Source organism: Enterococcus malodoratus ATCC 43197, from assembly GCF_000407185.1.
In the GTDB taxonomy this organism is placed as follows: domain Bacteria; phylum Bacillota; class Bacilli; order Lactobacillales; family Enterococcaceae; genus Enterococcus_A; species Enterococcus_A malodoratus.
Window position 1 is genome coordinate 795,700 of the sequence record NZ_KE136482.1, and the last position, 13,415, is coordinate 809,114.

The window sequence follows — 13,415 nt, forward strand, 5'->3', positions numbered from 1 at the left end:
CGCCTTTGTCCAAGGCTATTTTTTAAGAAAGCTCTATCGGTTTATTAACATTCGCATATCGGCGTATTGTACGAATTCCTAATATACAAAGCGGTAGAGTCGCCATAATCATAATCAGCCCCATCGATAAGGGCAGGTCTGTCACGGTTGAAGCGGCTTCGACAACTTTGGGTGATTCTGTAAACTCTTGCTGGAAAAACAAAGTCAGAAAATCAAAAACGGAATGCAGCAGAATAACAGACCACATATTCCCTCTCTTTAAAAAGACACCACATAGATAAATCCCAATAAATGTACTAAAAATAATCTGCGTCATCGTCGCGATCAGAAGACCATCGGTATAATTCAGCAGATGCACCAAACCAAACAATATGCTGGAAACAATTGCGCTGATGAGTATCCCGTTCTTTTTGTCACGCCATGAAGAGGCCATGCTCTGAAAAACGACACCGCGCATTAGAACTTCTTCAAATAGCCCGGTACAAAACATATCAAAGAGAAAGGCCATCAAAATAAGAGCGTTTAACCCCTCGCCAAAAGCGGAAAAATCCAATGATAATACTTGTACAACTAAATATACGGCTCCAATTAAGAGTAATACCCAACCATCAAAAAAAACTTTGACAATTCCACTTGCCCGAAATAAGCCTTTCCCCATGCCTAACAAGAACATAAGCACGACGAGTAATACGGATACTGCGAAACGTCCTTTTAAGTTGGTGAGTATCAGCCCCCATCCGAGAGAGCCATCATCAGGAAGAAATATGAGCCACATAGAGATCGAGATGACAATAACTGAAAATATGATTGGAAAACGTTTGGCTAGACTACGAAATTTGTGCATTAATAGAGTCCTTTCTTATTTGTTTCTATTAGAACAAGTATACCCGCAAAATATCGGAATATACCACTATTTCTTTGGTATATTCATTGAAAACAAGTGGAGAATGATCTGATATGTTAAAAAGATTACTCAAATTGTTATCATTCTATGATAAACACTCTTTCTTATTTTGTTTAGTTTTGTTTCTAAATTTGTAGGCAATGATCAAACTACAAGATATCTTACATATTGATTTTCCATTATTCTCACTATCTCGGTTATTACTTGAATTTTTGGGAGTTATCTCCTTTTTCATTTCTCTAATTGTCATCGCATTAATAGCTACTAGCGATTCCCATCAGTAATCTATCTATTACTTTATTTCTTGGTGACTACATCGATTTAACAGTAGTTTTTTCTGTAATTACCCCAATTAGCACTGCTTATTTTCCTATTAGTCGAAACACAAAAACGAACGTACGTTTGACTAGAATTCAGACTACTGCTATCATGTTAATTAAATTGAATCGGAGGGAGTTTTTTTATGATTAATATGTTCTTATCTTCATCATTTTCAGATGTAGCCGAAAAATTTACGAATTATCTCAAGGATTTCCCTAATGAGAGGCGGGTTACTTTTATCCCCACGGCCAGCTTAGTTGAAGAGGTCGATTTTTTTGTTGATGAGGCTAAACAAGTATTTGAAAATTTGAATTTCAGCGTAGATGTATTGGACATTTCAACTGAAAACAGCTCCACGATCGCCAACACTCTCGAAAAAAATGATTTCATTTATATCTCAGGCGGTAATACCTTTTATTTGTTGGAACAATTGAAAGCATCTGGGGCATTTGAAGTGCTACTTTCTAAAATAAACGCAGGTAAAATTTACATCGGTGAGTCCGCTGGCGCCGTAATCACTTCCGAGAATATCGACTACGCTTCTCAGATGGATGACAAATCTAAAGCTCCTACTCTGAATTCTTATACCGGACTAAATTTGATTCCCTATTACCCGCTTCCGCACTATAAAGAAGAGCCATTTTCTCAAATCACTATCGATATCTTCAACAAATACGATAAAATAAATGACATGATTCCACTTACTAACAGTGAAGCGCTTATAGTAAAAGACACCTCTTTGACAGTTATCTAAAATATGGTTTTGATCTCTAGCTGCAGGTTTTCCTGCAGCTTTTTTTGTTTAAAAATGGAGTTATCCCAGCTCGTACCTTAATTAACTTCCCTACTCTTTCTTATCGAGTAATGAAGTGCTAGAATGAATCCAGATAAAACTATATTGCGAGGTGCCGATAATGATTGAATTGATTTTAGGTCTATTAGTACTGATCTGGCCGTTGGCTAAAGTGCCACAACTATTGAAAAACAAACAATTACAAGGGGTTTATTTTACTTCAGATAAAAGAATTTTTATCCCTAAATATATGAATTTTGGGAATGGCTTAAACACCAATAATAAAATCGGATTTGTCATAAATGTCCTGCTTGGTACGCTTTTGATTGTTGCTGGAATCCTTGATTTGGTTAGCTTGGGGTAATTGATTTCCACAATAAACCTCAAGAGTTGCCCTAGTCTTCCGTTAATGAACGAAGAGTTTTCTTAAAGTTTTAGGGAGAATCCATCATGAAAAAAATATGCTTTGTATTAACTGTCAACTTCGGTTCATTATTCGCTGACACGGAGTTTCTGAAAGAGTATTTTTCTAAGGATTACGACGTTTCCCTTAACTATCTTCGAGATAAAGACTCCGTTGATTATTTGGTAGTTTCTGTGCCATTTACTCCTTTTAAAAATGAGAATGATCTTCCAATAATCGAAGTACCGGCAGTCTTATTTATGGAAAAGGATTTTGAAACAATAAAGGACTATATCGATAATTATTTTGCCAGTACGCAAGCAAAAAACTAACTTAAGTTCAACCAAAGAAGCAGCCTACAATAAAATGTAGGCTGCTTCTTTTCTTGATGCAATAAAATCAAGTTCAGTAAAGGTGAGTATTATTCATTTACCCTATTATTTTTCTCTGTAATAGGCCGTATCTGGGATACCACCATTTTCCTTAGTAGCAAACAGCGTTGTTCCGCCGTTGTTTCCCATGATAATTCGATCGTAATTTGAATCAGTTCCATCTGTATCTATCCCCTCAGATGGACTGGTTCCCTTCAAAGCGAGCATTAAGTTCATTCCATTAGGTGCAGGAGCCGGATCAAACGACAGGAAGATTACGTTGCTCTGTTTTTCTGGTTTGCTTAATGAAAATTCTGTTGCCCCACCAACCCCTTCACCAGATAAAGTGACTGAACCATTATTGAATGTTAATTGGTAGCCATTTGAATTTGTCCAAGTTCCATTCAAAGAACTATAATCGTTATTCAATATAGCTTCTTCCACCAATCCAGTCGTAACGTTTTGTTTCTCTGAACTATTTGTAGCAGCAGTGTGAGATTCTGCTGACGTTGAACTAGTCGTTTTGCTGCTACTTGCAGTGGATTCTATAGCCGAGCTAGAACTTACTTGACTACTTTTTTCTTTTGAACTGTCTGTAGTTTTTGATGAATTATTTGTACAGCCTACCAATATTATTCCCGTAAGTGATGCTAGTAAAAGAAATTTTAAATACTTCATTTCTTCCCCTCCTAATTATTTTTCAGTTCTTCCTTAATCCCTTTTATTGTATCACAACCCTTAATTTCGAAAGATTTCTTCTCATTAGTTGTTGCGCCTTTTTTGTGGATCTAGTCAATCATTAGTCAGATGATTAAGCGACACTAGCCAATGCATTCATCGATTAAAAAGCTCAAAAATCAGCTCATTCATCTAACCCTACTTTTCACGAACAGGTTTCAATGATCGAACCACGAACATCTTAACTCACTAGTCTATCGTCCAAACAAAAAACGAGATGCCAAGTTACTCGGTCATCTCGTTTGGACTAAAAAATCTTTTATCAGTTTATTAAGTTTTATCTGACAATAAATCAGAATATCTTGTTGATTGTCTATGCTAGTAAGTTTTCTAAAATAGCTATGACCTATTTTCCTTTTCTATATGGCGACCCTAGTCAAACCTCAACTACTCCCTAACAAACGGCATACTCATACAGCGTGGTCCGCCTCGGCCGCGAACGAGCTCGCTTCCTGGGATTGTATTTATTTTGACGCCGGCTTCTTTTAATTTCTTGTTCGTGATTGTATTACGGTCATAGACGATCACTTCGCCAGGGGCGATTGCTAGAGTGTTCGCGCCATCGTTCCATTGCTCCCGAGCAGCTGCGGTGATATCGTTGCCGCCGCAGCGAATTAGTTCGACAGCAGGCAGATCAAGATAGCGGCACAGAATGTTCTCCAGCGTATCTTTTTCTTCACTAATTGTCACTTTTTGATTGGCTTTGATTAGCGAATAGACCACTAAGTCCCCTTCGATCTCTGGATGAATCGTAAATTTATCATGATCCACCATCGTAAAGACGGCGTCTAAGTGCATAAATTTCCGTTCTTCGCCAATATTGAAGGCCAGTACCTGCTCAAAGCTTGGCTCTGCTTCAAAAATGCGGGCGGCTAATTTTTTGATAGATTCCATATCCGTTCTTTGAGAGATTCCAACAGCTAACACCTTACTTGAAAGCACCAACACATCGCCGCCTTCCAGTCTCGTACTGTCTTCACGATCGTACAGCAGATTCACAGAATTCTTCATAAACATGGGATGATGGTTGAAGATATACTTGGCATATAAGGTCTCTCTGCGACGGGTTTCGGCATACATTTTGTTCAGTGCGATGCTGCTTCCGATTGTCAAGAAAGGATCACGGGTAAAATACAAGTTCGGCATTGGGTCAATATAAAATGGTGAAGTTTCATCCACCCTGCTAGATAGCTGATTTCGTTTCAACCCTGCCATCGTATGATCAATATGTAAAGGGCCACGATAAAATGTAGGAAAAGGGCCATCGAAAATGTAGGTTAGATTTAAAATCTGATATTCTTTTTCATGAAACCATTCAAGGAGAGTGACTCATGCGAAAAGATGTCTTAGAAGGAGTCTTACGACACATTATGAACGATATTCAACCTAACTATGCAGCCATGGCCAAGCAATATAATTGTGATTACCGAACAGTCAAGCGTTACTATGAAGCTGGAACTAAAGGGGAAGTAGAACAGATCAAAAAGAGACAATCTTCTGCTCCTCTTTTATTAAGCGGTTTTGAAGAAATTATTAAAGATAAAATGGAGTTAAGCTGTTCCGCTTCTTCAATTTATTATTTTATTAAGAAAAAAGGATATCAAGGTGGCTATACCACCGTCAAACGATATTGTCGGAACTATCGAGAAAAGCGTGTAAAAAAAGCAACCATTCGAATTGAAACGACGCCAGGTCTTTCTGCTCAAGTCGATTGGAAAGAAAATATTAAGATGGTGAGTAAACATGGTGAAGTCTTTTACTTCAATCTTTTTCTATATATTCTAGGCTATTCTCGCATGAAATACTTAGAGGTAACCTTTGATCGAACCCAAGCGAATGTCTTCAATTGTTTGGTCAATGCGTTTGAGTACTGCGGGAATGGTGTTCCTCAAGAAATTTGGTTTGACAATATGAAAACAGTTGTTGATAGAAGTAAAAGCCAATTTAGTCAAACCGTTTTTAACGAAAAATTTCGTCAATTTGCTAAAGATGCTGGATTCAATCCGATTGCTTGTCGCCCTTTTCGTCCACAAACCAAAGGCAAAGTTGAAGCTTTAGCTCGTACTGTTAACCGCTTAATGGTCTTTAACTACGAGTTTGAAAATGAGCAGGAGCTAAAACGAATCGTCTATGAGTTTATGAATGACTTAAATAATGAACGTTCTCAAGCAGTGAATAATCATCCCTCTAAGCTTCTTATAGATGAACAATCGGTGTTGCGTCCTTTCAATCGTTTATAATTAGTCAGATATGTTTCTAGAACCCAACACGTAATTAGAAAAGTTTCCATTGAATCCATGGTCCAATATCAAAACTCAAAGTATTCTGTTCCCGTGAAATATATTGGTAAAGAGGTAACTTTAGATGTCCGTAAGGACAGTCTATTCATTTGGTATGGCCATCAATGTATTCACTCGCACCCATTAAGCAAAAAAACCTTAAATTATCAACGTGATGACTCTCTTGAGATTCTTCGATCTGATGTCTTCAAATACTTAGAAGACGAAGAGTTGGAGCGCTTTGTAGAAGAAAATTTAGATGCTTACGATGAATTATAAGGAGGCTCATATGTCAAATTACCATCAGTTATTAAATCAATTATCAGATTTAAATCTTACCTGTATCAAAGAAATTTTACCTGCCCATTTAGATGAAGTAGCTAAAAATGAACAATCTCTAGTTGATTCTTTATTTGAATTAACACATCAAGAAATTAGCTATCGTAGAAAGGAGACCCAAAGAAAAATTTTAAAACGGGCAATGTTTCCCTATCATAAACGCCTTCATGATTTTAACTTTGATTTTCAACCCAAAATCAAAAAAAGTGAAATTCAAGATTTAGTGACATTACGCTTTTTAGACACGTATGACAACCTTTTATTCATTGGAAATAGCGGTGTTGGAAAAACCCATTTAGCCGTTTCAATTGGTTTAGAGTGTATTGATAGAGGGCAGAGCTGTTTATTTATCACTAGTACAGAACTGGTTAATCGACTTATCCGGGCACATAAACGTGGGACAAGTGATACCATGCTCAAAAAATATGCGAGCTATTCTGTATTAATTATTGATGAAGTCGGGTATCTCCCCTTCTCAAAAGAAGGATCTAACTTACTGTTTCAACTAATTAATATGCGATACGAAAGAAAATCAACGATTATTACAACGAATATTCCTCTGTCTCAATGGTCCGAAATTTTTGGTAATAAGAAATTGACTAATGCTTTATTGGACCGATTGGTCCATCATTCTAAAATTATTCAAATTACAGGACCTTCCTATCGAATGAAAAGTTATAGTGAAACGAAAGGAAAAGAAACGAAACGATAAAGAGAAAACTACCTACAATTTCAATGGCCCAAAACCAACATTTTATTATGGCCCTTGACACTAATTACTACAAATCTTCTAAAGTAACAAACATCTATCTAAGTATTCACGCAAAAATCTCCTCACCTGACTCTTTCTGCGCTAAGGCGCTTTTGCCTTGCAGGCAACTACTAACGTAGCTGTTAGCTAAGGCTCACTCTCGCCATAACGTGACTAAGGTCACTGGCTCACGATGATTAACCTTTAAGGAATTTGTTGGAATCTAATAGGAGGATAACGTCCATTGAATGACATACTAAAAAAGGATAAGACATTCGTTCTTATCCTTTTTAGTACTCTATTAATTGATCCTCGTGTGAATTCATTATTAAAAGTAATAAATTCACTATATAACAGATATGGTTATCTAAACGCTAACAACTACTGATGTTGGAATAAACGATTTAGAACGTACAACAGAGAAATCCACTCCTTAAAAGCCTTACTTTTAGGGTCACTGCAAGTATATAATTAGCTATTTTGGTCTTGTATCCTGAAATAATATTCACTTCATTAAACTAATCTCTTTAGATTTCTATTTTATTAATTTAGTGAACTTGCTTTACAAGTAGTTCATATTATTGTTATTTTAAAATAACCTTTCCTACCAAATCATTAGCAGATATATTCATACTACTTGCCATTTGAAACTCTATATCTTCATCGCTTGTAATAATAACTAAAATATCACTTTGTTTATTACTCACATTTAACATAGCTAAATCTATATCTGCTATTTTGGTTGAAGGTACAACCAAATCCCCTTCTTTAACAAATACCTCAAAAGGTTTTCCTTGCAATTCCACTGTATCAATTCCCATATGAACTAATACTTCAACACCTGTTTCTGATTTCAAACCAATAGCATGTTTCGTCGGAAAAACAGATGTGACTATACCACTAATCGGTGAATATACCTCTTTTATATTAGGTCTAATAGCAAAACCATCCCCTAACATTTTCTGAGAAAACACATCATCTTTCACTTCTGTAATTGGAACAAATACCCCTGTATTTACGCTATGTAGGGTTAATTGGTTCGTCTTCTTTTTAAATTTTTTAAATAAATTCACACTTTATCTTCCCTTCAAAGAAACAATTACTCCATTTCTAGTAATTCTCTCATTTCTGTCTTATAGACTGCTGCTTTATTACCATAAATAATTTGAATACCAGATGGAACATTAACAACACCGTTTGCCCCTAGTTTTTCCGTGAAATGAGTACTTGATTCAACTTTACTTGGCTCTTTTAAAGTTATTCTCAAACGTGTAAAACAAGCATCTACTTTTTCAATATTATCTTTACCACCGACAGCAACAATGATCGCTTCTAAAAGCTCTTTAGAATCTGTAGTATTTTCAACAGTACCAGAAATAACAACATCCTCTACTTCTCTACCTGGAGTTTTTAAATTCCATTTAATAATAGCAAATTTAAAAATAAAATAATATAAACAAAAATATAAAGCACCTAAAGGTATCACCCATAACCAGTTAGAACCTTTATCCGCCCCCATAATTCCGTTAAAAATAAGCGACATAAATGGTCCCCCAAATGAAGCAGAACCAACTACGTTAAATGATACTATATAAGTTAATAGGTAAGCGACTCCTGATAAAATTGCATGAATACCAAATAACATCGGTGCTACAAATAAAAAACTATACTCTAAAGGTTCACTAATTCCCATTAAAGCACAAGGAATAACTGCAGCTATCATTAAGGATGCAACTTTTTTCTTGTTAGCTGGTAGAGCTGTTTTATACATAGCTAACGCAGCTCCCGGTAAACCAAACATCGCAAAGATTACTTTTCCATTCATTAAAAAACGGCTAACACTAATATCAAAGTTTGCCCCTGGCGTATTTAAAATAGCATTATAAATATTAACCGCACCTTCCACTACTTGACCGCCAATCTCCTCTACACCACCCAAACTAGTAAAGAAGAACGGTAAATAAATAAAATGATGTAAGCCAAATGGTAGTAGTAAACGTTCTGATGTTCCATAGACAAAAGATCCTAAAGATCCAGTTGACACGATAAATTCAGACATAGCCCCCAAAGCATTTTGAATTGGTGGAAAAACAAATGCCATTATTAAACCAACAAAAGAAGAAGCAATAATAGTAATAGCTGGAATAAAACGTGTCCCATTAAATAGTGAAATAACAGATGGTAGTTCAATTTTATAATATTTATTATGTAAGTAACTGACTAAAAGTCCAATGATAATACCTCCAAAAACTCCTGTATCTAAAGTTAGAACTCCTAAAATACTCCGCTGACCTGTTAATAAATTATCGGGATCAATGGTTCCCTTTAAGACCAAGAAAGAACCCATCACAGTGTTGAGCGTCATGTAACCTAAAAAGCTAGCTAAAGCAGCTGTTCCTTTCTCGGATTTAGCAAAACCATACGCAATTGAAATAGCAAAGATAACAGGAATATTATTATTAACTACATTTCCAGCGTCCTTCATCAAACTAAATAAATAGACGAAGAAAGTACTGCCTAAAAATGGAACTGATTTAATTAAGTTAGGATTGGAAAAAGCACTTCCTACGCCAACTAAAATACCTGATATCGGTAAAATCAACACTGGAGCCATTAAAACTTTTCCTAATTTCTGAAATGATTCTAAAATCTTCTCTTTTGTCATTATTTTCCTCCCAAAAAAACGATTTCATTTACTTGTACTAAATAACAGAAGGAGCTTAAAGCCCCTTCTTATTATTTTAATTCTGGCCAGTAATCTACATTTGCTTCAATTAAAGCATCTAAAATATTTCTAGCTTTTTTAGCATCTCCTATAGTTCTATTTAAAGTTAAAGCTTGTAATGCTTTTGTATATGATTTTTCTAAATAAGCTTCACATGTTAATTTTTCGTAAGCATATTGGCCTTCGATTAATCCTTTGTAAAAAGTACCTATTTCACCTACTGCGTATGGTTGTGGTCCATTAGCACCTAATGATGCTGCGACTTCAATCATTAAATCATTTGGTAAATTAGAAACAATCCCATTATTTTGAACAATCACAATAAAGGTTTTTCTTAAATTACCATAGATAGAAGCTGCAACTTCAACAATCATATCTCCGTGGGCATCATTATGAACAATATGGGAGTCTTTTGCTGTTCCAACCTGAGCAATTCTCTCACACTCTTCAAACACACGTTTTTCACGTCCATCCATTACCTCATTAGCTCGTGTATAATTAGGATCTAATGTAGATAACTTGTATTCAGGATATAAATAATACTGTAAGTAAGTATTTGGTAGATAATCTGGAAAGTCTTTAATCATATCTTCCACCATAGCATAAGTATCTAGCCATGATTGATCACGTTGTTCTGCATCAACAGGTAAGAAGCCATTCTTAATCGTATAATTTTTGATTTCAGGTAATAAATCATTTCCTTCTTTATCATACACATGTGTGAACCAACCAAAATGGTTCAATCCAAAATAAGTTGGTTCAAATTCGTTAAAATCACGATTGATTAAACGTCCAAACGAACGCAATAGATTGACGGGCTGATCACAAATATTTAAAATACGTTTATCATCTGGGAACACCATATTTAATGCATGGGCAACAATAGCCGCTGGATTTGTGTAATTTAAAATCCATGCTTCTGGACTTAATTTACGAACATCTTCAACTAATTCTATCATGTCTCTAATTGATCTCATTCCATAAGCAAACCCACCTGGTCCACATGTTTCTTGTCCAATAAGATCCATAGACAAAGGAATTTTTTCATCTTTTTCACGCATTGGATAACCACCCGTACGCATTTGACAGAAAACAAAATCAACATCTCTAAAAGCTTCTTCCTTATCAGTTGTATAGATAAACTCTATATCTGGTGTTTCCTCCCTAAATAAAATCTCACCAAATTTCCCAATAACTTCTTGTCTTTTTTCATCAATATCATACAAAGTTATTTTATCAAAAGGAAAGATATCTTGATGTTTTGTCAAAGCTTTTAAAATTCCTGGAGACCAAGTAGATCCTCCTCCAACAATAACAATATTATTCTTTTTTTTCATTCGAACCACTCCGTTTCATTTGATAATCCTAGTCTATACAATTTTTAATCAAAAAAACGCTTTTTTGATGACTCTATATCAACAACACCCATAAAATAAAAAAAAACACCGTTGTGTTACTCAACACAACGGTGCTAATTCTTCAAAAATATAATTTAATACATAATAAATACCTAATCTAGAAGAAACATCCATATCGGCGTAAGTTAATTTGTCATAAAAAGTATACATAGTAACATCAGCTATCTGAGAAATTGAATTTTGAGAAAATCCTGTAATCGAAATCATCTTTGCCTTAGTCAGTTTAACTAAACGAGCCGCATCTAAAGGGGTTTTAGTCTCACCACTTAGACTTACTACAAATACTAAATCATTTTCTTTCAGTTTTTTAGCTCGTTGTCTCATCACATGAGGCTCATAATAAAGAGACGACTCAAAACCTAATATTCTTAATTTCTCTTTCATTTCCTCGCAAGGAAACTTAGAAGGTCCACAACTAAAAAAGTAAATATGATTAGCAGCTAAAATTAATCGTAATACTTCTTTTACTGTACTCGAACTCAATAACTCCTCTGTTCGATTCATTTGATCAATAAGTTTTAGCCGGTTCCCTTTTTTTAAAAAACTACTCTTATTATGTTCCGTTTCAATAGCTAATTTTAATTCAGTATACCCACGATAGTCCAATTTTTTAGCCATTCTGACAATCGTATTCGGCGAGACATAGAGTCTGTCTGCTAGTTCTTTCAATGTACTATTCTTTAATAAAGAAAAATTTTCTTTATCCATCATATTGTTTAAATGTATTAACTCTTGTTCATTTAATAGATGCTGATTGGCTTGAAGATGACTAAATAATCCCATGATAAAATCTCTCCTTACTTGTCATCATTGCTTATCTTTATTATATTTTAACACATCATACATAATTAGACACTATTCATTACTAACTTATATCAAACACATTATCATGAAAAAACTCATATTTAGATTTAATAAAAAGTTCGAAATACCTCTCAATACATATCAAAATTTCATAATATGAAAGTTTTAAGCGTTCTCATTATTTTAGTGATACATTACTGGTGTACTAAACAAATGAATGGAAGGAAGTTAGATAAAAATGAAAAAACAAGCAGTTGTCATCGTAGGAGCTGGAAGTACTCACACACCAGGAATTATTCAAAGTTTATTACAAAAGAAAAATGAATTTCCACTTAGAAAACTAGTGATGTATGATATTGACAGTAAAAGAATGCATTTAGTTTACGATATAATGAAACAATTTATCTATCAAGAATATCCTGAATTAGAGGTTATAGTTACAACAGACAAAGAAAAAGCCTATACAGATATTGATTTTGTTTTTGCTCAAATCCGCCAAGGTGGATTAAGTATGCGCTCAACAGATGAAAAAATCCCATTAAAATATGACGTAGTTGGTCAAGAGACATGCGGACCAGGCGGATCTATTTCGTATGGTATTCGTTCAATTACTGGAGTTGTTGAATTAATAAAAGATGCTCGTCGCTATTCACCAAAATGTTGGATTTTAAATTATTCAAATCCAGCTGCCGTTGTTGCAGAAGCTACACGTCGTGAATTCAACAATGAGCGTATTTTAAATATTTGTGACATGCCTACGGCTATTCTTTTATCTTTTACTAAGATGTTAGGATTAAAAAATTGGCAAGAATTAGATCCTTGTTACTTTGGACTAAATCATTTTGGTTGGTTCACAGAATTGTATGATAAAGATGGTGTTGACCGTCTACCAGAATTACGTGAAATGATTTTAGAAAAAGGAATGGCAGTAAGTGATAAACACCACCAAGATCCAGATTGGAATAAGACTTGGAAACAATATGTTGAAATTGTAAAAGATTATCCTGAATTCTTACCAAATAGTTATTTACAATATTATTTATATTCTAAAGAAATGGCTCAACATATGGATCAAAATTGGACTCGTGCGGATATGGTTATTAATGGACGAGAAAAAGAAATGTTTGCTGAACATACTAAATATTTAGAAAATCCTGAAAGTTACGAAAGTCCAATTCAAGACTTCACTGTCTTCGGAGACTTTATCGTGGATGCAGCTTCTTCAATTGCTTATAACAAAGGAGAACGTTTCCTAGTAATTGTTGAAAATAATGGTGCAATTCCAAACTTACCTGCAGATGCAATGGTTGAAGTTCCAGCTTATATTCGTTCATGGGGGCCAGAACCAATTTCACGTCCAGCAATTTCAACATTCTATAAAGGACTAATTGAAAATCAAGTAGCTTCTGAAAAATTAGCTGTAGATGCTTATTATGAAAAATCATATGAAAAAGCACTGCAAGCTATTGCAATTAATAAAACAGTCCCATCCACGACAATCGCTAAACAAATTTTAGACGATTTAATCGAAGCAAATGGTGATTTTTGGCCAGAGTTACATTAATTTAG

General features: G+C 34.7%; 11 protein-coding genes and 2 pseudogenes. 6 read left to right on the plus strand and 7 right to left on the minus strand.

Going from position 1 to position 13,415, the window contains the following annotated elements; genetic code table 11:
- Nucleotides 1–22: 22 nt before the first annotated feature.
- Nucleotides 23–844 carry a CPBP family intramembrane glutamic endopeptidase gene (locus I585_RS13700; RefSeq protein ID WP_010742388.1) on the minus strand — a complete coding sequence of 274 codons (822 nt, stop codon included), beginning with the start codon at nt 842–844 and terminating at the stop codon, nt 23–25.
- A 523-nt stretch (nt 845–1,367) separates the two neighbouring features.
- Between I585_RS13700 and I585_RS13705 the strand changes: the two genes are divergently transcribed.
- From I585_RS13705 to I585_RS13715, 3 genes are all read left to right on the plus strand, one after another.
- On the plus strand, nt 1,368–1,979 hold the full coding sequence (locus tag I585_RS13705; protein WP_010742389.1) for a Type 1 glutamine amidotransferase-like domain-containing protein: 612 nt from the start codon (nt 1,368–1,370) through the stop codon (nt 1,977–1,979).
- Between the two features lie 160 nt (nt 1,980–2,139).
- Nucleotides 2,140–2,382: a hypothetical protein gene (locus I585_RS13710; RefSeq protein ID WP_010742390.1), complete on the plus strand. Its 243-nt coding sequence runs from the start codon at nt 2,140–2,142 to the stop codon at nt 2,380–2,382.
- Between the two features lie 86 nt (nt 2,383–2,468).
- Nucleotides 2,469–2,753, plus strand: coding sequence for a hypothetical protein (locus I585_RS13715; protein ID WP_010742391.1), 285 nt, complete (start codon nt 2,469–2,471; stop codon nt 2,751–2,753).
- 105 nt (nt 2,754–2,858) lie between these two features.
- Here the strand turns inward: I585_RS13715 and I585_RS13720 are convergent, their stop codons facing one another.
- Together I585_RS13720 and I585_RS13725 are read right to left on the minus strand one after the other, a co-directional pair.
- A complete protein-coding gene (locus tag I585_RS13720) occupies nt 2,859–3,470 on the minus strand; it encodes a DUF6287 domain-containing protein (protein ID WP_010742392.1) in 612 nt (203 codons plus the stop codon).
- 447 nt (nt 3,471–3,917) lie between these two features.
- A pseudogene (locus tag I585_RS13725) lies at nt 3,918–4,757 on the minus strand (arginine deiminase); the annotation flags it as partial.
- Nucleotides 4,758–4,861: 104 nt separating this feature from the next.
- Here I585_RS13725 and istA point away from each other — a divergent pair.
- Together istA and istB are read left to right on the plus strand one after the other, a co-directional pair.
- A pseudogene (gene istA, locus I585_RS13730) lies at nt 4,862–6,088 on the plus strand (IS21 family transposase).
- Between the two features lie 10 nt (nt 6,089–6,098).
- Nucleotides 6,099–6,860 carry an IS21-like element helper ATPase IstB gene (istB, locus tag I585_RS13735; RefSeq protein ID WP_003129321.1) on the plus strand — a complete coding sequence of 254 codons (762 nt, stop codon included), beginning with the start codon at nt 6,099–6,101 and terminating at the stop codon, nt 6,858–6,860.
- A gap of 623 nt (nt 6,861–7,483) precedes the next feature.
- Here the strand turns inward: istB and I585_RS13740 are convergent.
- The 4 genes from I585_RS13740 to I585_RS13755 all read right to left on the minus strand — a co-directional run bounded on the left by I585_RS13740 (nt 7,484) and on the right by I585_RS13755 (nt 11,825).
- Entirely contained in the window at nt 7,484–7,972 is a 489-nt protein-coding gene (locus I585_RS13740) for a PTS sugar transporter subunit IIA (protein WP_010742394.1), read from the minus strand.
- A 26-nt stretch (nt 7,973–7,998) separates the two neighbouring features.
- Nucleotides 7,999–9,564, minus strand: a complete 1,566-nt coding sequence (locus I585_RS13745) for a PTS transporter subunit EIIC (RefSeq protein ID WP_010742395.1) — start codon at nt 9,562–9,564, stop codon at nt 7,999–8,001.
- A 71-nt stretch (nt 9,565–9,635) separates the two neighbouring features.
- A complete protein-coding gene (locus I585_RS13750) occupies nt 9,636–10,961 on the minus strand; it encodes a 6-phospho-alpha-glucosidase (RefSeq protein WP_010742396.1) in 1,326 nt (441 codons plus the stop codon).
- Nucleotides 10,962–11,081: 120 nt separating this feature from the next.
- Entirely contained in the window at nt 11,082–11,825 is a 744-nt protein-coding gene (locus I585_RS13755; RefSeq protein ID WP_010742397.1) for a MurR/RpiR family transcriptional regulator, read from the minus strand.
- 259 nt (nt 11,826–12,084) lie between these two features.
- Between I585_RS13755 and I585_RS13760 the strand changes: the two genes are divergently transcribed.
- A complete protein-coding gene (locus I585_RS13760) occupies nt 12,085–13,410 on the plus strand; it encodes a family 4 glycosyl hydrolase (RefSeq protein WP_010742398.1) in 1,326 nt (441 codons plus the stop codon).
- The last annotated feature ends 5 nt before the right edge of the window (nt 13,411–13,415 follow it).